Here is a 21191-nt window from a genome sequence, read left to right as displayed (position 1 = left end):
CGTGTGATTACACTACGACGTCTTTCGTCGCTGGAGTCGTCGTGCTGTTTGCCAGACGGTCACGTTCCAAGGCGCTTGGATTGCCAGATGCCACCATTTAACAGCGCCGCTCTCGAGTTTTGCTAAAAATGCGGGAGAACGAAGTTGGTATGGCAGTGCATCGGAGAGTAACTGCATTTCCAGAATTAGATCGTCTTTTTCCGCAGTTTGACCCCGCAACCAGTTCAGTTCAGAATTAGCTGCGCCCAAAGCCCGAGAAGCCGCCGCTGATGCCTCAGCGAGCTTAGAGTTTGCTTCTTCCAAGGTGGCGATCGTATCTCGAAGTCTGGAAGCAGTTGCTACTGCAAGCTCCGCATCCTTGGCTTCCGAGAACCGCTGCCGATCAACCGCAACGAGATTTACATCTGTTTTTGCGATCAGCATATATCCTTGCGACTTGAGATAGGCTTCAATAGCCGCGGAGTTGCCCTCGTGAAAATGATCGGATGGCTCGGTCTGTATGATCGCCGGTCTCCAGCGATCCCAATCCCAGTCCATAAGAATATCCAAATCCAGCCCCTCCACATCAATGGAGAGAAAGATTGGAGCATCGTCGAAGAATTCCTCTCTTAACAGCGTGTTAACACGAAGAGCAGGCACTTTCTCTGTTCTAGCGAGGCCGACAATGCCCGCTCGCCATTCTTCCACAAATCGTTTCGATAGAGAGCTAAGCTCACTCTGGTTGGAAACGTAAAAGTCGATAAACGGTTCATCGCCGATGCTAATAGCAGCATGCTTGATCGTGTCGCGAGGGCGAACTTTCCGCAATGTCGGAAGGAGTTGAGAGTTTGCTTCGACTAGTACGCCTCGCATCCCAAGCTCGCGATGCATGAGGTAAGTTGCGCTGGTGGCTATTGGGTGATTGGCGCCAATCTCCAAATACCGCTGCTCGGCCAAATTGACGTTCTCGCGAACTGAAATCGCCTTCAAAATGGCGACAACGATAAGGTCCTCAGCGCATTGGCCAAAATATGGCCGAGCATAGACAGGAATGTCAGGTGCCTGCACGTCGTTGCTGAAGCACTCGTTATAGACGAAAGTGTTAATAGCCGACACCATTTCCGAACCTTACAGCGCAACGCTGGATCGCATCGCACGTGAAGAAATTAAAATCAAGCACTGGGCTTTTGTGGGGAGCAGCGTGAAGCAGATCCGGTCCTCAATACGCAAGCCGATGTATTGCAGCTAGCGCCTCGGTTTCAGCGTTTTCCCAAAGTAGCCAAGATGCAAGTCCTTGCTTACCATGCCTAATTTCGTGGATTTTCGCGTGATCTACAGTCGGATCGATTTTGATAAAGGTTAAAAACTCCTGGAAGATGGGCCTCGCGAACGAAACTTTGTCTTTGGGCGTAGTACATTGAGTCTCGTAGCTCATAATGTTGGATCGCTCATCAATGGCGACCACATTATCTGGGGAGGAATCGAATATCGGGAAACCCAGGGAGGTGGTGACTTGACCCTTCATTGTATGGCGTAGCTGGGGAAGAAAATTGTACACTCCAAAGCGGGAGATATGGTCGATCCAATCTCCCCATACAAATTTCAAGCCATAGCTTCGGAGATAATTGTCATCCTCGAAAAAAGGGCCGCCAATGTAAACGCCTTTTTTTGCCATTTTCACCGACTTCTCAACGAGGTCAATAACTTGCTGGGCCGTTTCCAGGTGTTCCAGAAGATGGCTCATAAAAACGTAATCTACCCGCACCCCGTCGGGGATGTCGAATGCGTTCATTTCTACGCACGAAATCCCATCTCTACGCATGTTGTCGAGCCTGATTTTCTCAATATTGAGCCCGATCGGGTTTGTCGCGCCCAAATACTGTTTAGCCCACTCGATTGAATTGCTATCGCCTCCAATGTCGATACAATCAAAACTTGTAAAATCCATGGTCCCATCCCTTATGTGCGCGTGCTTTCGCACTGATAGCCAATAGCAGTCGAGCACGCTACTCATTTCTCCAATCGATGGAACCGTTGCGAGGGCTGGCGAGTGCCGCCGGCGAGGTTGGCTCGTCGGTAAGATCGATGCTCAGATACCAGTATGGAGCCGGTTGCCAAGCACTTCCTCCACGTGAGGCTGCGTTCAGACATTCAATTCCACCAATCGCTCCTTGCAGATCGCCTCGACGAGACGGTGAAGATGCTCCGTCCGCTCGAGAAGCCAGACGAGCGCTTCCTCGGTGATTTCGAAATGCTTCGAATAGCGAGCCTTTACATAGGCCTCGTTGAGGATGTTGTACCAGGCAGTGAAGCGGTGCTGGTCACGCGGCCAGGCCTCGATGAGCCGACGGTCATGATCCTCGGCAAGGCCACGCAGGAATTTGAGATTGTGTGATGGCGGGCTGTAGTTGGTGAGCGTGAGGAGCAGGCAGGAGTAGGCGATCTCGATTGACTGGTGCAATTCGAATGCTGAATGATTGAACTGACCCTTCTTGAACAGATATTGTGATGTATCGAGAAAGCTGGCCGCCGCCGAATATTTTTTGTCGAAATGCTCCTTCGCCACCCTGAGTGCATCGGCGGGAGAAAGCCGCTTCGGTTCGGCCAGCGGCCGATCGTCGAGCTCGTAGAGCACGATGCCCTCACGCAGGATATCGACGAAGAAATACTGCCCGTCGGCCAGGAAGTTGTTCACCTCGCGGGCGCCATGCACGATCAGCCCGACCGGCGTCGAGACACCCTTGTCCCACATCAGCCGGTCGGTCGCTTTGTCCCATATTTGCGGCTCGGCCAGTTTCTTGGAGCTGACGATGACCAGGATATCGTAATCGGAGCGGTAGCCCTTCATCGTATGCGGCTCGTCGACAAAGGTGCCGCGGGCATAGGAGCCGAACAGGATGATCTTCAGGATCCGCCCGCGCGTCTTGAAGGCGGCCGAGCTTCCCGCGAGTGTATCGGCAAACTCCTCGTGGATGATCTCGACGACGCGGGCAAGCTCGCGCTGCTTCTTTTCAGGCAGATGTTCGAGGCTCGATTTCATATCCCATCGATAGGGCAAAGGCGATTCGCCGTCTACCACCGGAATTCATGGGTTCTGCTTTATCAAAAAATAACATATTGATCCAAGATGGCGATTAATAGATGATCTGCACCTGGCGGAAAGGCCTAGGTAGATGGAGATAGAGAATGGAAGTCCGTCAGATGAGATGCTTTGCGGCGCTGGCCGAGGGCAGCGAAGGCCCTCAGTCCTGGAAGTGAAGCCCCCGCCGGTAAGCCTTAATAGCAATCAGCTTAGCGCCGCCACTTTTTCCGTTTCGGCATCGTCGGAGAGGAACTGGTAGCTGTAGAGGCGGTGATAAAGGCCGCCCTTGGCCAGCAATTCACGCTGGGTACCCTCTTCGGCAACGCGCCCTTCTTCCATCACGATGATCTTGTCAGCCTTGGCAACGGTGGACAGGCGATGTGCGATGACGATCGTCGTCCGTCCCGTTGTCAATCTCTGTAAGGCGTCGCTGACGAGAGCCTCTGTCTCTGAATCGAGAGCGCTCGTTGCTTCGTCGAGAATGAGGATCTGGCTGTCGCGCAGCATGGCTCGTGCGATCGCGATGCGCTGCTTCTGGCCGCCCGAAAGATTGCCGCCATTGTCGCCGACATTGGTATCATAGCCTTTCGGAAGCGTCGTGATGAAGTCGTGCGCATTGGCCGCCTTTGCGGCTTCGATGATCTCGGCCTCCGTCGCGCCAGGTTTTCCAAGCGCGATATTGTGCATGATCGTGCCCGCGAAAAGGAAGGTATCCTGGCCGACATAGGACATGCGTTCGCGGAGCGAGGCAAATGTCACGCCACGAATGTCGACCCCGTCGATCTCGACCGAACCTTGCGTAGGGTCATAGAGCCTGAGGATGAGGTTGATGATCGTCGACTTGCCGCTGCCCGAGGGACCGACCAATGCCGTCATCTTGCCCGGAGGGAAATTGAGATCGATATCGTGCAGGATCGCGTGATCGCCGGAATAGGCGAAACGGACCGCCTTGAAATCGATCTGGCCCTTGCCCGGTGGAAGGGTGACTGCATCCTCAGCCTGACGCAGAGTAATCGGATGATCGAGAACCTCGAACATCATGCGAACGCCGGTCAGGCCAGCCTCGATGCCGATTCGCATACGTGCCAGGCGCTTCGCAGGCTCGTAGGCGAGCAGCAGCGCCGTAATGAACGACATCAGTTCGCCGGGCGTCCCGCCATGCTCAAGCACCAGGACGCCGCTCAACGCGATAACGCCGGCGATCGCAAGTCCCGAAAGCGTTTCCATGATCGGGCTCGTCGCTGATTCTAGGCGCACAATACTGTTGGCGCGCCTTTCGACATCCGAAACCGCCTTGTCCATCGAGGCCGCCATTTTCTTCTCAAGCGAAAAGGTCTTGATGACGCGGATGCCGATGACGGTTTCCTGGACGATCTGGACGATCTGCCCGAGCGAGGCGAGCTCAAGTTCCATGATCCTGCGCACGCGTTTCAAAAGCAGCGTCACGCCGATGATCGCCATAGGGCCAATGACAAGCGAAACCAGCGAGAGAATGGGTTGCTGATAGAACATCACGGCGATGAGGCCTAGCAGCGAGAAGAGGTCGCGTACAAAGGAGGTGACGATCGTATCGATGACGGCGCGGGCGGCTTGGGCATTGTGCGTCACGCGCACGAGAAGCTCGGAGGCCGGCATGTTCTGGAAGAACGAAACGCCCTGCCGAAGCAGATGGTCATAGATGCGGCGCTGCTGCTCGGCCACGATGCTGTTGCCGGCTTGGCCGAGATAGTAGCCCTGGATGAATGTGGCGAGACCCTTGACGATGAAGATCACCGCGACGGCGGTCGCGATGTTCATGACCCTTCCGATATCACGCGAGACCACCATCTCGTTGACGATGTCACGCATGATCCAGGCGCTGAGCGACGTCATGGCGGCAGTGACGAGCATCGCCACAGTGGCGATCCCATACCAGAGCGCATGCTTCTTGAAATTTTCCCGAAGCAGGCGCAGCAACAGCCCTCTATCGAATGCTGATAAGCGTTTTCGGAGCATTTAAATACCTTCTTACTCTTGCTTCCGAACCCGGATGCACAGCCCGTCGCGAAATCCGTGTCGCGATGGGCGCTTGTGCGCCATCATCCTATGGCTCGCGATCTTCTCGCCGCCTCCCCCAAAACGCTGCCTATCGAGAAAATCCAAACTAGACCCTGTCTGTCTCGTGCGTCTGGCCCGAGAATGGTCAAGGCCGGCAAATTTGCTGCGTACTTAGCGTTCTCCGCCGCCTTATGCAACAAACGCGATGCAACTGCCCTTCTCGATGGCGACGGGCGTCACCCGCATTCTCTCGATTGTACATCGATGTACCAGTTCCTTGCCAATCTCCTAGCGGTTGTGCCAATTGAAACTGTCAGCACTTGCTAATGGACCACACAGCGTATATTGCCGGGTTAAAATATACATTAATAACGTCTATTTGCCCTGGATCGGCAAACCGATCCGGGTATTTTTTGCATGTTGGTGGCGGAATGAGCAGGGAAACGGATGGCTGAAAAATTTCTCATGGTTGGGGCAGGGCTCTCGGGGACGGTGATCGGACGCGAACTCGCGCAGGCCGGTCATGAAGTCGAGATCGTCGATACCCGCAACCATATCGCAGGCAACTGTCATACCGAGCGCGATGACGAGACGGGCGTCATGGTCCATGTCTATGGACCGCATATCTTCCACACGGACGACGCTGAGGTCTGGGGCTATGTAAACGGTTTCGAGACCTTCATGCCGTTCAAGAATCGCGTCAAGACGACAAGCGGCAGCCAAGTCTATTCCTTGCCCGTGAATCTGCACACGATCAACCAGTTCTTTGGCAAGACCTTCCGGCCGGACGAGGCGCGCGCCTTCATCGAAGAGCAGGCTGACAAATCAATCACCGATCCGCAGACCTTTGAGGAGCAGGCCCTCCGCTTTGTCGGCAAGGACCTCTATGAGGCCTTTTTCAAAGGCTATACGCAGAAGCAATGGGGTTGTTCGCCTACCGAACTGCCAGCCTCAATCCTGAAGCGGCTTCCCGTTCGCTTCAACTATGACGACAATTATTTCTTCCACAAGTTCCAGGGCATGCCCGAAAACGGATACACCCGAATGGTGGAACGCATTCTCGATCACCCGAACATTACGGTGAAGCTGGGCGTTCATTTCGACCGCAGCGAGGCGGCGGACTTCGCCCACGTCTTCTATTCCGGACCACTGGACGGCTATTTTGCTTACGAGCTTGGCCGGCTCGGTTACCGCACGCTCGATTTCGAGCGCTTCACCTATAAGGGTGATTATCAGGGATGCGCGGTGATGAACTACGGCGACTTCTCAGTGCCTTACACGCGAATCACCGAGCACAAACACTTCTCGCCCTGGGAGGAACAGGCCAAGTCCGTATGCTATCGTGAATATTCGCGTAGCTGCGAACCTGATGACGTGCCCTATTACCCGATCCGGATGGTCAAGGAGAAGGCGCTTCTCGCCGACTATGTCGCACGCGCGGAAAGGGAATCAGGAGTAACCTTCGTCGGGCGTCTTGGCACTTACCGGTACCTCGACATGGACGTGACGATACGGGAAGCGCTCGACACGGCCCGGCTTTATCTGTCAAAGAAGGAAGAAGGCATAAAAATGCCGGCTTTTGTCCATTCGCCTATATGACATGATGCTAGGGTCGGAGCGGAGACCGGGCATGTTGAATGTTCTTGTATTGAGCTTACCCTCAGCAGACAGCCGTCGACGAGCGTCGCGGGCGGAGCTTGGCCGCTACGGGATGAAGTTCGAGTTCTTCGATGCCGTCGACGGAGGACGGCTGCCTGAAGAGATCTCGAACTGCCACTATGACGCGGCGACGAATGCCCGGGCATTCAAGCGGCCGCTGTCGGCCGGCGAGATCAGTTGTTACCTCGGACATCTTCAGATGTGGCGTCATCTGGTCGAATCCGGTGCCAAGGCGACATTGATCCTGGAGGATGATTTCGAGTTCACGCGTGATCCGACTGCGTTCCTGAACGAGATCGTGGCTTATGATCTCTCGAACGTCATCGTGAAGCTTGATGGGAACGCGCCCCGCCGCTCCAGGAGGCTTCAGCAGATCGGTGACACCTGGTTGGCGACGAACAGCCTGCTTCCACCCCGCACCACCGGCTATATCATAGGTGCCGGCCCCGCTGCCGCGCTGTTGGAGCGGAGACAGCGTTTTTTCCGCCCAGTCGATATCGACCTGAAATGCCATTGGGAACATCGCGTGCCGATTCTTGTGACTGAGAAAGCGCTCATCCGTGAGCGCCAGCACAATGTCAGCGGCCTGGAGGGTGCGCGCGTGGAGAGCAAACCTTCCGCCTTGACCCGATTTTGGCGCAATCTCAGCTATCAGGCTGCATTCCGTTGGGGCATACGGACTGCCGGTCCTTACGAAATAGCCCAATTGAAACGCAAAGTCCGATAGCCCGATGCAGGAAATATCCATAAATCTTCCGCCGAGGCCGAATCTTGTCGTAGTTCGCGCCGGCGAACGCTCGCTGCATCCCGGCTGGTTGAACCGTCCTTACGAGACGCGAACGTTCGATCTCGTCGTCAGCTACTTTTCCGAGACTGCCTATGCCGGGCATAAGGCCGAACCGGGCGTCACCGCCGTTCTGGTTAAGGGTGGGAAATGGGACGGGCTCTTCAACACACTGACGACGCTACCGGAACTCGACCACTATGATTATGTTTGGCTGCCGGATGACGATATCGCATCAGATGGCGAGACGATCGATCGTATGTTCGATCTCGCGCGAACCTACAAACTGGCGGTTTGCCAGCCTGCATTAACGCGAGACAGCTACTTCTCCCATTTTATCTTCAGCCAGTGCCGTGCCTTCCGGCTGCGTTATGTCAATCATGTGGAGATAATGGTCCCGTGCCTCAGCCGCGCGCTTCTCAAGCGGGCACTACCCTATTTTGAAGGCACGATGAGCGGCTACGGCCTTGATTACATCTGGTGCCGCTGGCCAGAAAGCGGACCGTTCCGCGCCGCCATCCTTGATGATGTCGCCGTCCATCACACCCGGCCAATCGGCAGCCAATTGAAAGGCGCCATTAAATCGGCCGGTCTTCATGCGCAGGAAGAAGAGGGCCTGCTCAGGACCCGCGTGGGTCTTCCCGAAGGACGGGTCGTCCCGCTTGCCTATGCGGGCATCACAATTGACGGCAGCAGAATTGATCGGCAGATCGCGATGGGCTGGGCGATGTTTCGTGCCTGGGTGCCCGATCTCGGGAGCTTCCGAAATCCTGTTCTCGCATTCAAGAAGTCTCTGCAGGTTCTCAAGCGACAGTATATAAAGCGCTTGGAATTAGATTTGCTGAACGATGGCAGAGGTGGAGGTTTGTGATGTTGATTCAACATCTATTTCTTTGCGTAAGGGCACATTGGCCTGAGCGCGCATGCGGTTTTCGCCTTGAGTACATGTCAACTGCTCTATTTCGTAGAGTAATATAGCGATAGTCCGGCAGTTGAACTGCTTAAGCAAAAGATGATAGAGCCGCATGCAAATTCTTCAAAAGTTTACCTTTTATCGCAATCGTTTCTCTGGCGAGTGTGCGTTATTCCATCGATGGGAGAGGGAGCCCGGTCATAGGCCCTTTGTGAAGGAGGGTCTCATGCTGCGCAGTGGTGAGTGCTTGGATTGCATCACCTACTACAACGCTTTCAGCGTGTTGAAATGGCTCGATATCACGGGAATCACTGATGTTGGTCTTTGCCTCCATGGTGAAGGTCGCGTGATTCTGAGGCTCTATAAGCTCGACCCGCACGCCACCTCGTCGTTGGTCCGCGAGGTGGTTTACGATCTCTCAAGCGGCGAGATCGTCTTCTTCAAAACGCCAGCAGACCGTTCTGCCGTTATAATTGGCGTCGAAATTGAGGCAGTCGACGAGTTTGTGCACGTTAAGGCCGGAGAATGGAACACGTTGTCTGAGCCTCAAAGGGAGGTTTGTCTCGCCGGCGTTATTACTTCTTTCCGAAGAGAAGAGGAGACACTGGCGGCGATTGAGAAGTTTGCAGAAAAGGTCATACCAGGGGCAGATGGAAAATTCGGCAGGCTGTTTGTTATTGATAATGGGCAGACACTCCCTAAAATGGCATTGCCGGGTGTGACCATCCTACAGAACGCAAATCTTGGTGGTGCCGGCGGTTTTACGCGAGGTCTCCTTGAAGCACGCAAAGCGGGTTGCTTCACACATGTCTTGTTCATGGACGACGATGCGAGTTGTGAACCCAGCAGTGTTTGGCGCGCGATTGCACTCCTGAGCAATGCTCTCGATGAGAGTACCGCTGTCTCTGGATCGATGTTGTTCAATGATCGTCCGACAGTTCAACACGAAAAGACAGCGCTTTTTTCCAAGTTTGAAAAACACACGATTCCACTTCGACCTCAAGGTAATAATTTTGATTTGTCACGGAGAGTAGACCTTGTCCGTAATGAACTACTGGTCGAAGGTAATTACGGAGCGTGGTGGTATTTTGCATTCCCCCTTAATTGTGTGAAGCATTTGCCCTTCCCATTTTTTGTGCGCGGTGACGACATCGATTTCTCGCTAGCAAATGCTTTTAAAATAGTATCGTTAAATGGAATAGCGAGTCGAAGCGAAGATTTCGGAAAGAAGATCAATTGTGCCACTGAGTACCTTAGCGCAAGAAGTCTTCTTGCTTTGGCTTTTTTGCATGGAAACATGGAGCGGATACGTAGAACATTTGTTCAGCTTGTAAAGGTTGCTTCGGAGCAGGGGCGTGCATTCGACTATGCCCGCATGGAGGCGGGCCTAGCGGGTCTTGAAGACGTAATGAAAGGTATCCAACATTTTCGTGACAATCCCTCCGCTATCGAAACTATCAGAGCTTTAGGCGCAAATGATACAAAGCGGATAATGTTACAAGAGGATATGATGCGTTTGCGGACGCCAAAAAAGGCGAAAGGAATTAGGCGAGTTAAGAATGTGCTAACCTGCTGGGGGCATCTCGTACCTGATTGGTTGAGCAAAAATACAATTTTGAACCACAGCGATCGCGGGAACTTGGCAAAAACCGACGTTGGTTTATGTCGCTATGTCGCGTTCGAGCAAGGAGGCTACGGTTTACTGCTTGAACGTGACAAGAAGCGGTTTTTTGAAGGGCGCCGGCGCATACGCAGATTACGCCGTCACTTCAGAAAGCAACTAGAAGTTGTGGAGCGGGATTATAAAAATAACCATGCAAAGGTTCGATCGCAGGAGTTTTGGGAACGCGCGCTCGCCGACGTTTGTGATGGCAATCACCCGCGGCCGTCGGAATAACTGAGTGGTGAAAGATGCCTCGCTGAGGCCATCACCAAATGCCACCTTCGGATCAATCGCGTCGGATGGAGGGCTGCGACGCAGATTCGAAGCTTGTTGCAGGGAAAGATGTAGCCGAACTAATAGGATTGCGGTAGACCTCTCTATGGTCCTAATAGTCCCTTAGGCCAATTATTTCAACTCCCTGCCAGCCGACTGCAATCTTACAAAGGCATTAAACCTTCGGGTATGGATCTCACCGGTCTCGCCGCTCGGCACGTAGACGCGATCGACGTCGGATAGTTGGGTCATAGCTTCCCGGATATCGAGAAACAGGCCGGCTGCGACGCTTCCGAGGATCGCGGAGCCGAGAAGCACCGGCTCATCGGAACGGGTGGCGATGACCGGCTTGCCCGTCGCGTCTGCAAGAAGCTGGCGAACCAGGTCGAGCTGGCTTGCCCCGCCGCTGATGACGATTTTGTCAGTGGAGACGCCAGCGGCTTCCTGGGCATCGAGAATCTGCTTCAGTCCGTAGCCTATGCCGCATAGTCCTGCGATATAGAGCGATACGAGGCTAGCGATGTCTTTCTCCATGCCAAGCCCCGAGATGATCGCACGGGCGTGAGGATCGGCAAAGGGCGCGCGGTTTCCCAGGAATTCCGGGACGACATGCAGTCCCTCGGCCAGCGTCACCACATCGGACAAGGAGGCGATCTTCTCTTCGGCAAGCTGCGCGAGGAGAACCGGAAGCGAAAGCTCCCTGGATTGTGCGAGAGACCGCGCCTCGCCTGCCGCCGGGTGAAAAGACAGCAATTGTTCGATGGCCGCGCCGGCGGCCGATTGACCGCCTTCGTTGAGCCACATGCCTGGAACCATGGCCGAAAAGTAGGGCCCCCACACGCCCGGCACGAAAACCGGCTCGAACGTGCTGGTCATGGTGCAGGAGGAAGTTCCGAACACATAGGCAAGATTCCGATCAGGGTTGCCGTCGGCGCCCGCCGTGCCTATTCCGCCCGCGTGGGCATCTATCATGCCGATAGAGACTGGCATGCCCGCCGGCAGGCCAAGCTCTTCGGCGGCGCGCTCGGTCAAGCCGGCTCCCACCGGCGTGCCGGGATAGAGAATCCGCTGGCCAATGCGTGCGAAATCCTCGTCCGCCAGCACGCCAAGGCCGATCTTGTGAAAGTAGTCAGGATCCCAACGCCGTTCGTGGCTGAGATAGGTCCATTTGCAGGTCACCGTGCAGGTGGAGCGCGCGAGATCTCCCGTCGCCCGCCAGGTCAGGAAATCCGCAAGATCGAAGAATTGCCAGGCGGCATCGAATACGTCCGGCCTGTTCTCCCGCAGCCAGAGGAGTTTCGGTGTTTCCATCTCGGGCGAGATGCGCCCGCCGACGTAGCGCAGCACGGGATGGCCCGTCGCGTTGATCCGTTCGGCCTGTTCGACGGCGCGATGATCCATCCAGACGATGATATCGCGCTCGGGGTCTTCGGAGGGGCCGATGGGGAGGGGGCGTCCGCCGTCTCCAAGAACGACAAGAGAACAGGTCGCATCGAAACCGATGCCGGCCACCTCATTCGGGTCGACGCCGGAGCGGGCGATCGTGTCGCGCACCGCCGCGCAGACGGCAGACCAGATCTCGGCGCTGGACTGTTCGACGATCGAGCCGGCCTCGCGGAAAAGGGTGATGTCCCGCTTGGCCGATCCGAGCATGCGGCCGGTGAGGTCGAAAAGGCCTGCCCGGGCGCTGCCCGTACCGACATCCACGCCGATGATGTATTTTGCGGTGGCCGGTGCGGGTGAATTCTTCGACATCACGTTCTCGCTGTCTGCAGGAAAGGTTCCGGCGGGATCAGAACCCGCCGCGAAGAAGATCAGAGATCCACGCTGTTTGGCAGGATCACTAGATCCCGGATGGTGAGGTTGCGCGGGCGTGACAGCATGAAGAGAACCGCTTCGGCCACCTCCCGCGGCTGCATGAGGCTGCCATTGGCAAGCGCTTCCTCCATCTTCGCCTTGGGCCAATCATCCAGCAGCGCCGTCACGACGGGTCCGGGCAGGACCGCGCCGACGCGCACGCCGTGCGGCGCGAGCTGGCGCCGCGTGCTGTGCACGAAGGCCTGCACGGCGAATTTGGAGGCGGTGTAGATCGGCTCCCATACGACCGGAACGACGCCCGCGATCGAGCTCGTGAAGAGGATGTCTCCAGTCTTCCTTTCGATCATATGCGGCATGACGGCGTGAACCGAGCGGAAGGCTGCATTGATATTGAGGTTGAGCATCTGGTCCCAGGTGTCGGGATCACCTTCGGCGACGGGGCCGCCGACATAGGCGCCGGCATTGGCGTGGAAAATATGCAGATCACCGGCGAGTTCGAGAATGCGCGGCAGCATGCCGGAGACCTCGGCCGGCTGAAGCAGGTCTACCATCAGCGGCAGAGCATTCGGTCCCATTTCCGCACATAGCTGCTTCAGGCGGTTCTCGGCGCGGTCGATGAGCACCACTTTCGCGCCTTCGGAGAGAAGAATGCGGGCGCATTCGAGCCCGATGCCGGACGCCGCTCCGGTGATAGCCGCAACCTTGCCTTTCATGAGATCGGCCATTGAAAAACTCCTGCTGAGATTTGAAAATCAGGCGCGTCCGTGACTGACACGGGACCTGCGTGCGAGCGAATCCACGATGACGGCAATCGCCAGCACGCCTCCGGTGATCATGTAGCGGAGCGACGAGCTGAGATTGAGCAGCGTCAGCCCGTTGGAGATCGCCTGGATGACGATGATGCCGAGTAGCGCCGAATAGGCACTGCCCCGGCCCCCGAAGAGGCTGGTTCCGCCGATCACGGCGGCTGCGATGGCGTTCAGGTTGACGTCGCCGGTGCCCGCCTGCTGGCTGGAGGAGGCAAGACGCGAAGCCGACAAGATACCGCCGAGCGTGGCGAGCGTCGAGCAGAGCACGAAAGCGCTCAGATAGATGCGCCGCACATTGATGCCCGAGCGGCGGGCCGCCTCCCGATTGCCGCCGACGGCAAACATGGACCGGCCCCATTGCGTGCGGGTGAGGGCATAGTTCAAGATGACCACGAGGCCAACGAAGAGGGCGAACATCCACGGCACGCCGCGGCCGAGGTTGAGGTAGAAGACCGCGAATTCGAGGATGGCGGTCAGGACGAGCGCCTTGAGAACCAGCGTGCGGATCGGCTGGGCAGACAGGTTTGCTGCCGTGCGTCGCCGTGCCGCGCCGATGCCGGCGATGACCATGACGATGCCCGGCACCGCCGCCAGCGTATGGGAAAGCCAATCCGGCATGATCAGGATCTGGCCGAAGCGGACGAGCGACGAGGCATAGGGCAGATTGATCGAGCCGGTCGGGCCGAGGATGTAGAGTTGCAGGCCGAGGAGCGCGAGAAGCCCGGCCAGCGTGGAGATGAAGCTCGGCATGCCAAGGCGGTTATAGAGCGCCGCATAAAGAACGCCGATCGCGACACCGGTGAGCAGCGCCGCCCCGATCGCAAGGCCGAGCGGCCAACCGGAATGGACCCAAAGGACGCCGATCATGGCGGAGGAGAGCCCGCTCATGGACCCCACCGACAGGTCGATCTCGCCGAGCATCAGCACGCACACGATGCCGAGCGAAATCACGCCCACAGTCGCACAATCGAACAGGAGGTTCACGAGGTTGTTCGGCGCAAGAAAGATTGGGTTCAAGGCGCTGAAGACGATGGAGATCACCACCAGGCCGACGGCGACCGGCAGCATCCCGAGATCGCCCGATTTTATGCGGGCGATGAAGCCCTTGATGGCGGCGGCCAGTCCCTGGTCGTGGCGTAGGCGCTCATCCTGCCGGTCCAGCGCTATCATTTGCCGCCCCTGCGGCGCGGTCTTCGAAGCATTCTCACTCATGCGGCATCTCGCTCTGCTGGCTGTGGAGGCTGGACTTTCGTTCCAGGCGGCGTGAGACAGCGTTTTCCGTCGCGCCGGTGATCGCGGCGACGAGTTCCTGATTGGACGCTTCCGGCGAAAAGACACCGTTGTTGCGCCCGAGCCGTAGGACCACGACGCGATCGGCCACCGCCCGGACATCCTCCATATTGTGGCTGATGATGATGACACCCAATCCGCGGTCGCGGACGCGTTCGATCAGGTTCAGGACCTCAGCTGTCTGGGCGACGCCGAGGGCGGCGGTCGGCTCGTCAAGCATGATGAGCTTGGGATCGAGCAGGAGCGAACGGGCGATCGCGACTGTCTGGCGCTGGCCTCCCGAGAGGGAGGCGACCGGCTCGCGCACGGAAGGGATGCGCGCGGCGAGCTCGCGAAGCAGCGTCCAGGCGCGCACTTCCATGGCGACCTCGTCCAGGCGCCATGGAGACATTTCGTGGCCAAGAAAGAGGTTGGCGACGACATCCAAGTTCTCGCAGAGCGCAAGGTCCTGGAAAACCGTGGCGATGCCGAGATCGAGCGCCCTGCCGGGACTGTCGAGCGTGACGTTCTGGCCGCGGAACTCGATCGTCCCCGATGACGGCTGATGCACGCCGGCAAGCACCTTGATGAGCGTCGATTTGCCGGCGCCATTGTCTCCGACAAGTGCCACGACTTCACCCGCATGGACATCCAGGTCTATGTCGGTGAGGGCCGAGACAGCTCCGAAATTTTTAGAAATGCCGCGCAGACGCAGGACCGGCGCGCCTGCTTCGGAAGTGCCGCTGATATTCTCTGCCATGCCGGATGCCTTTCGACTAAGGGCGGCATCCGGCTGTCCTGCCGGATGCCTGGATACGAGAGATCAGTTGATGATGCCGAGTTTACGGCAGGCTTCAACATATTCTCCGGTGCAAACCTCTTCGGGCTTGTTGATGCCCTTGTCGAAGACCTCAGCCTTGATGTTCTTAGCGGTCACGACGGCCGGCACGAAGAGCTGGGACGGCGTTTCGTAGAGCGTATGCGTCGCTTCCGGAGCCTCGCCCTTGAGAAGCTTCACCGCGACGTTGGCTGCGGCGGCGGCCACGATCTCGGACGGCTTCGAAATGGTGTTGTACTGCTCGCCGGCAATGACGAGCTGCAGCGCCGCGATCGTGGCATCGTTGCCCGTCACCGGAGGAACGGGATTGACGCCGGCTGCCTTGAAGGCGGCAATCGCACCGCCGGCCGTACCATCATTAGCGGCCACGACGCCCTTGATCTGGTCGCCGAAGCGGGTGATCTGGCCAGCCGCCCATTCCTGTGCCTTCGGAGGTGCCCAGTCCGGCGTGTCGAACTCGGCAAGCGTCTTGTAGGAAGAGGCGTCGAGCGCGGAATCGATGCCGTCGCGGATAAGGCCGGCTGCGGCATCCGTCGGCGAGCCGTTGATCTGGAGGACGCCCGCGCCATCGGGAACGCCCTCGGCCTTGAGGTGATCGACGAGCGACTGGGCGATGGAGCGGCCGATGGCCTCGTTGTCGAAGGAAACGTAATAATCGGCTGGCTTGTCGGGGATGGGCCGGTCATAAGCGATGACTTTGACCTCCTGGGACTGGGCGATCTCCACCAGGGCCGCGGCCGCGGCCGAATCGACCGGATCGAGGACGATCACCTTCGCGCCCTGGGCGATGACGGAGTTGAACTGCTGCTGCTGAAGCGCCACGTCCGCGTTGGCGTTCTGATAGATGACGGTGCAGTCCGGGCAGAGCTTTGCCATCTCGGCCTTGAAGCCGGGATAGTCATGTTCCTCATAGCGCGTCGAAGCCTGGTCGGGCATCAGGAAGGCGACGGTGGCGGCTTCCTGGGCTGCGGCTGCTGTGCCGAGGGTTACGGTCATTGCGGCAGATGCCAGCAACAGGTTCAATGTTCTCATCGGTCTCCTCCATGAGTGATGTGAAGCTGCTCACCCGGAACTTGGGAGCTGGTCCATCCAGGAAGCTGTCGTCCATGAGGACCGCCCTCCTGCTCCTCTCATCGCGGGCATCCGTGGACCGCGGACGTTGCCGCGATTCTCTGACGTGAATCCTGCGATGTTCTCCCTGGGTCAGCTCTTTCGGGCTGCCTACTTCATCGATTGAGCGGGCTTGCTCAATCGATGAAGCAACAATTGCCACTTCTCTTCATTGGTGTCAAGGTGACGCTTGAGAAGGAGTGTGCGACTCGTGAAACGCGTAAGTCTGGCCAAGAGAAAGACGATCTACGATCTGGCTGAACTGGCCGGCACTTCCGCCAGTGCCGTGAGTGCGGTTTTGAACGGCAACTGGAAGAAACGCCGGATCAGCAGCCAGCTTGCGGAAAAGATCATCCGTATTGCCGACGAGCAGGGTTATGCGCCAAACATGCAGGCGAGCGTGCTTCGCCGCGAGCGGTCAAGCATCATCGGCATGATCGTTCCGAAATACGACAACCGTTACTTCGGATCGATCGTCGAACGCTTCGAGGCCATGGCGCGCGAGCGTGGCTTGTTTCCGATCATCACCTGCACGCGTCGAGATCCCGACCTGGAGATGGAAGCCGCCCGGGCCATGATTTCCTACCAGGTCGATTATGTGATCGCCACGGGCGCCACCGATCCGGACCGCATTACCGATCTTTGCGCCGCCGCAGGAGTCAGGACCGTCAATCTCGATCTGCCGGGCACGCACTCTCCGTCCGTCATATCCGACAATTTTCAGGGAGCGCTGGAACTCACCCGCCGGGTGCTCAGCAATTACGAAAAAGAGTTGGGGCGGAAGGCGCCTCTCATGTTCGTCGGCGGCCGCGGGAGCGATCACAATACCTCGGAACGTATAAGGGGCTTCAGGGCGGCGCATCATGAGATCGGCATCACGCCGGAAGAAGACCTCATTCTGGCCTGCGGCTATGCGCCGGAAAAGGCGGAGCAGAGCCTGAAGGCACTCGCCGAAAAAATCGGCAAGGTGCCGCATGGAATGTTCGTGAACTCGACCATTTCGCTTGAAGGCGTCATCCGTTGGCTCCGCCGTTCGGGCCACTATGGCGAGCGGAAACCGCAGATAGGCTGCTTCGACTTCGATCCTTTCGTGGCGCTGCTGGGCGAAAACATCGAAATGGTGCGCCAGGACGTGCCGAAAATGCTCGACGCGATCTTCGACATCATCGACAACGGCGTCTCGGATCGGCACCTGATCGAGATCATGCCTATCGCTGAAAGGGTGGCATGAGGCGGTAGCCGCTTCACTTGCGAATGGCGCCCAGCCTCGCCAGCACCTCGTTGGGTATCCCGTAGCGATCGGCAACCTCGCGCGTGTTGCGGAGACCGCAAATTTCCCTCTGGATGAAAAATGCCCAGACGGCTTCGGATGTGTTCTCGACCAGCGTTTCGCGGTCCTTATGACTAGGAGCGTCTTCACTCCAGTTTCGCAATTTCGCGAGCTCTACCTCAACTTTTCGCCCGTGGCGGCCCAGAGCATCAGTCCCCTCGGAGGCGAGCTCGTATTCAAGCGGGTTGAAGCTGGAACCCGATTGCTGCGAGAGGGAGCGTGGCAGTCTGAAACTCATGGCGGGCCTCCGACCACCCCTGAGTAGGGGACTCTCCTAGGCTGCGCTTTCGGTGTCTCACGCCGCTGCTGGCGGCATCGGGGACGGCCCTTGCAGAACGACCACACGGGTCCGGGGCGGCACGCGGCGATAGAGGTCGATAATGTCCTGGTTCAGAAGGCGGATGCAGCCGCTGGAGACCGCTTTGCCGATTGTCCAGTCTTCCGTCGTTCCATGGATGCGGTAAAGCGTGTCCACCCCGTTCTTGAACAGGTAGAGCGCTCGCGGCCCGAGCGGATTGAGCACGCCCGGCTCCATGCCTCCAGCGAGCGGGCCGTAGCGCTCCGGCTCGCGGGCGATCATCGATTGCGTCGGCGTCCAGCGCGGCCATTCGCGCTTGTACTGCACGATACCTTCGCCCTCGAACTCCAGTCCGGCCTTACCGACGCCGATCCCGTAGCGCAGCGCCCTACCGTTTTCACCGACGAGGTAGAGATAGCGGGCAGCCGTGTCGACAACGATGGTGCCGGTCGGCTCCAAGGTCGGATAATCCACCTCGCGACGATAGAATTGCGGAGCGACGCGCGTCAGATCGGCGGCCTTGACCGGGAAGGGCTCTCCTTCAATGGCCGAATACATGGCAATATATTCTGCCGCTATCACTGGCTTGACCGAAACGGTCTCGCGCCCCGCGCTGACGCAGCCGGACAGAACGAAAGGCGTTGAAATCAAGAGGGCGCGGCGTGTGAGGTTTGGCAAGGCAGGTATCCGATCGTTTGGCATCGACTATGGCCTCTGCCCGCTTACGGCTGGACAGGTCTCGTTGTGGCCATTCGTCGAGATTGGGCGCTGATAGCCGCGAAATAGGAAGACTGGCAATTCACGGAAGCTCACCAAATCGTGATGAATGCCAGCGACTCGTATATCCGGTTCTAAGCATTGAGATATTCCAACTGCCTTACGGCAGGCTTGGCTCATCGCGTTGCTTCGCCCAGTCGAGCGCGTGATAGAGGATGATCGCTCCGATCGTCGCTGTGCCGATACCGTCAAGTGTAAAGCCTGCAATATCGAGCTTGAAGTTACCGGCACCGAGCACAAGCGCGACGCCGACCGTGATGAGATTGCGCGGCTCGGCGAAGTCAACCTTGTTCTCGACCCAGATTCGGCCCGCGGTCGCCGCAATGAGACCGAAGACGACGATCGAAAGTCCGCCAATTACAGGTCCCGGGATGGTCTGGATGAGCGCACCGAATTTCGGGGAGAAGCCGAGAAGGATCGCGACCGCGGCCGCAACCAGGAAGACGAGCGTGGAGAAGATGCGGGTGACCGCCATCACTCCCATGTTTTCAGCATAGGTCGTCATGCCTGCGCCGCCAAAGGCGCCCGAAAACATGGTTGCTACGCCGTCGCCGATGAAGGCGCGGCCGAGATAGGGGTCGAGATTGCGCCCTGTCATCGCGCCGATCGCCTTGATATGCCCGAGGTTTTCCGCAACCAGGATAACCACGACTGGAGCGATCAGCGTGATCGCGGAAGCAGAAAAGATCGGCGCTGTGAACCGCGGCCAGCCGAACCAGGCAGCTGCCGCGACGCCAGAAAAGTCAATCGGCGTACCAAGGCCGAAACCATTTGCAAGCACGAGATAGGCAAGATAGGCAAGCGCGCCGCCGATAAGGATTGGCAGGCGCCGCGCCATGCCGGGCGCATAGACCGCCACCAGACCGACGGCGGCGAAGGTCAGGATAGCGATCCAGCGCGAGAGCTGGTCGCCCTCCGGATTTGTTGGGTCGGTTCCCGAGGCGCTGGAAATGGCAATCGGCGCAAGTACGAGCCCGATCGCAGCGACGATTGCACCGGTAAGGACCGGCGGCATCAGCCGCTCGATCCAGCGATGGCCGGCGGCCATGACGATGACGCCGATCAGCGCATAAAGAGCCCCGGCCGCAATGATGCCACCGAGCGCAAGCGCAATGTTCGGATTGGGTGCCCCGGCCGTTGCAGCCGTCGCGGCGAGAACCGGGCCAATGAAGGCGAAGGAGGAGCCGAGATAGCTCGGCACGCGCCCGCCGACGGCGACGAAGAAGATCAGCGTCGAAAGGCCGGAAAAGAGGATAGAGACATTTGGATCGAACCCCATGAGGATCGGGGCGAGCACTGTGGAGCCGAACATGGCGACGACATGCTGGAACCCCAGCACCATTGTCTGCCCCGCGGGCAATCGCTCTTCGGGCAGGATGCGCCCTTCCGTCTTCAGCCGCCAACGGGGAAAATAGCCGCCTGCCTCGCGCATCGCTCGCCTCGCAAAGTTCGATCCCGCCAAACGGCGTCGAGGAACTTTCTCGAGCTGGGCCGAAGGCGTGAACTGGAATTATCGGTCGCCCTGTTACCCGATCTCGACAGGAGTCGATTCGCGGTACCGGCGCGCCAAACCTTCGATACTGATATCGATCGCCGCTGTCATGAGGCCGGATGGCTTTCCCACAACACTCGACGGTCAGAATATGCTGCCCTAGGTTTTCCTACGGCGCTCCTGCCCCTGTGGATCAAAGACAGTTCATTTAACCGAGCGTGAGAACTGCCATATCGGTGGAGGCGGAACGGCAACAACACGGTGCCGTATTTTTCAGGGAGGTTTGCGTCCTCAATGCGAAACACCTTTGCCCGTATTGCCCTGCTCCTCGTGGCGCTGACCACCAGCCCAATATCAGCTTGGAGTGAAAACTTGAAAGGTACCGAACTGCATGCGGCAGCAGCTAACGACGATCTTGGCTCCATTCGGCAACTGCTTTCGAAAGGGGCCGATATCGATGCGCGGGATGAAACCGGCCGGACAGCGTTGCTTGTCGCCACGCACGGTAACAAAATTGGTGCCGCGAAAGCCCTCATCAATGCCGGGGCGGACGTGAACGCGAAGGACAACATCAATGACAGCCCCTACCTTTATTCAGGGGCGCGGGGGCATCTTGAAATCCTCGAAATGACCCTTGCACATGGTGCCGACCTGAAAAGCACCAATCGCTATGGCGGTACGGCGCTGATCCCCGCGGCCGAGCGTGGCCATGTTGAAACGGTGCGCAGGCTGATCGCCGCCGGGGTCGACGTCGATCATGTCAACAATCTCGGCTGGACCGCTCTGCTCGAGGCGATCATCCTGGGCGATGGCGGCAAGCGCCATCAGCAGATCGTGGAGCTTTTGGTTGAGGCCGGCGCGAACGTCAATCTTGCCGACAACGATGGCGTCACGCCGCTGCAGCATGCACGTCAGCGAGGCTATCGAGAAATCGAAGAGACCCTTCTCGCCGGACGCGCGCGATAGCAATCAATTATCGAACGCTTCCGATGAGATGAGTGACAGACGATAAGAAGCGGACGTAGCCGCCCATCCTGGCTAAGGATGGGCGGCCGTCGCT

Annotated in this window: 18 protein-coding genes; 6 read left to right on the top strand and 12 right to left on the bottom strand. The window is 58.0% G+C overall.

Annotated features, from left to right (window positions below; all coding sequences use genetic code 11):
* Positions 1-12: 12 nt before the first annotated feature.
* The 4 genes from ACE04I_RS02135 to ACE04I_RS02120 form a co-directional block, all read right to left on the bottom strand.
* Entirely contained in the window at positions 13-1098 is a 1086-nt protein-coding gene (locus ACE04I_RS02135; protein ID WP_487206474.1) for an FkbM family methyltransferase, read from the bottom strand.
* 100 nt (positions 1099-1198) lie between these two features.
* The gene (locus ACE04I_RS02130; protein ID WP_487206473.1) at positions 1199-1927 is read right to left on the bottom strand and encodes a hypothetical protein; all 729 of its coding nucleotides are present in this window, start codon (positions 1925-1927) and stop codon (positions 1199-1201) included.
* A gap of 195 nt (positions 1928-2122) precedes the next feature.
* On the bottom strand, positions 2123-3019 hold the full coding sequence (locus ACE04I_RS02125) for a nucleotidyltransferase and HEPN domain-containing protein (RefSeq protein ID WP_487206472.1): 897 nt from the start codon (positions 3017-3019) through the stop codon (positions 2123-2125).
* 246 nt (positions 3020-3265) lie between these two features.
* Complete coding sequence (locus ACE04I_RS02120) at positions 3266-5056, bottom strand: ABC transporter ATP-binding protein (protein WP_487206471.1); 1791 nt, start codon at positions 5054-5056, stop codon at positions 3266-3268.
* A gap of 489 nt (positions 5057-5545) precedes the next feature.
* On the opposite strand from ACE04I_RS02120, the gene glf reads away from it, so the two are divergent.
* From glf to ACE04I_RS02100, 4 genes are all read left to right on the top strand, one after another.
* Positions 5546-6697, top strand: a complete 1152-nt coding sequence (glf, locus tag ACE04I_RS02115; protein ID WP_487206470.1) for a UDP-galactopyranose mutase — start codon at positions 5546-5548, stop codon at positions 6695-6697.
* A gap of 31 nt (positions 6698-6728) precedes the next feature.
* Positions 6729-7484 (top strand): glycosyltransferase family 25 protein, encoded by a 756-nt coding sequence (locus tag ACE04I_RS02110; RefSeq protein ID WP_487206469.1) that lies wholly within the window; start codon positions 6729-6731, stop codon positions 7482-7484.
* A gap of 4 nt (positions 7485-7488) precedes the next feature.
* On the top strand, positions 7489-8412 hold the full coding sequence (locus tag ACE04I_RS02105) for a hypothetical protein (protein ID WP_487206468.1): 924 nt from the start codon (positions 7489-7491) through the stop codon (positions 8410-8412).
* A gap of 268 nt (positions 8413-8680) precedes the next feature.
* On the top strand, positions 8681-10351 hold the full coding sequence (locus tag ACE04I_RS02100; RefSeq protein ID WP_487206467.1) for a hypothetical protein: 1671 nt from the start codon (positions 8681-8683) through the stop codon (positions 10349-10351).
* Positions 10352-10522: 171 nt separating this feature from the next.
* Here ACE04I_RS02100 and ACE04I_RS02095 read toward each other — a convergent pair whose 3' ends face one another.
* The 5 genes from ACE04I_RS02095 to ACE04I_RS02075 all read right to left on the bottom strand — a co-directional run bounded on the left by ACE04I_RS02095 (position 10523) and on the right by ACE04I_RS02075 (position 16156).
* Positions 10523-12145, bottom strand: coding sequence for an FGGY-family carbohydrate kinase (locus ACE04I_RS02095; protein ID WP_487206466.1), 1623 nt, complete (start codon positions 12143-12145; stop codon positions 10523-10525).
* Positions 12146-12204: 59 nt separating this feature from the next.
* Complete coding sequence (locus tag ACE04I_RS02090) at positions 12205-12933, bottom strand: SDR family oxidoreductase (protein ID WP_487206465.1); 729 nt, start codon at positions 12931-12933, stop codon at positions 12205-12207.
* A gap of 27 nt (positions 12934-12960) precedes the next feature.
* On the bottom strand, positions 12961-14229 hold the full coding sequence (locus ACE04I_RS02085) for a sugar ABC transporter permease (protein ID WP_487206464.1): 1269 nt from the start codon (positions 14227-14229) through the stop codon (positions 12961-12963).
* A complete protein-coding gene (locus ACE04I_RS02080) occupies positions 14222-15046 on the bottom strand; it encodes an ATP-binding cassette domain-containing protein (protein WP_487206463.1) in 825 nt (274 codons plus the stop codon). The genes ACE04I_RS02085 and ACE04I_RS02080 overlap by 8 nt, the downstream gene beginning before the upstream one ends.
* Before the next feature lie 63 nt (positions 15047-15109).
* Entirely contained in the window at positions 15110-16156 is a 1047-nt protein-coding gene (locus ACE04I_RS02075; RefSeq protein ID WP_487206462.1) for an ABC transporter substrate-binding protein, read from the bottom strand.
* 289 nt (positions 16157-16445) lie between these two features.
* Between ACE04I_RS02075 and ACE04I_RS02070 the strand changes: the two genes are divergently transcribed.
* Complete coding sequence (locus tag ACE04I_RS02070) at positions 16446-17465, top strand: LacI family DNA-binding transcriptional regulator (RefSeq protein WP_487206461.1); 1020 nt, start codon at positions 16446-16448, stop codon at positions 17463-17465.
* A 13-nt stretch (positions 17466-17478) separates the two neighbouring features.
* Here the strand turns inward: ACE04I_RS02070 and ACE04I_RS02065 are convergent, their stop codons facing one another.
* The 3 genes from ACE04I_RS02065 to ACE04I_RS02055 form a co-directional block, all read right to left on the bottom strand.
* Positions 17479-17802, bottom strand: a complete 324-nt coding sequence (locus ACE04I_RS02065; RefSeq protein WP_487206460.1) for a DUF6665 family protein — start codon at positions 17800-17802, stop codon at positions 17479-17481.
* 57 nt (positions 17803-17859) lie between these two features.
* Positions 17860-18564, bottom strand: coding sequence for a L,D-transpeptidase (locus tag ACE04I_RS02060; protein WP_487206459.1), 705 nt, complete (start codon positions 18562-18564; stop codon positions 17860-17862).
* A 175-nt stretch (positions 18565-18739) separates the two neighbouring features.
* Positions 18740-20071 (bottom strand): solute carrier family 23 protein, encoded by a 1332-nt coding sequence (locus ACE04I_RS02055; RefSeq protein ID WP_487206458.1) that lies wholly within the window; start codon positions 20069-20071, stop codon positions 18740-18742.
* Between the two features lie 354 nt (positions 20072-20425).
* On the opposite strand from ACE04I_RS02055, the gene ACE04I_RS02050 reads away from it, so the two are divergent.
* Positions 20426-21097, top strand: a complete 672-nt coding sequence (locus tag ACE04I_RS02050; protein ID WP_487206457.1) for an ankyrin repeat domain-containing protein — start codon at positions 20426-20428, stop codon at positions 21095-21097.
* Positions 21098-21191: the final 94 nt, after the last annotated feature.

The organism is Rhizobium moroccans, from assembly GCF_057559155.1.
Note: the sequence above shows the minus strand (reverse complement) of the source record. Positions and strands in the feature narration are given on the sequence as shown.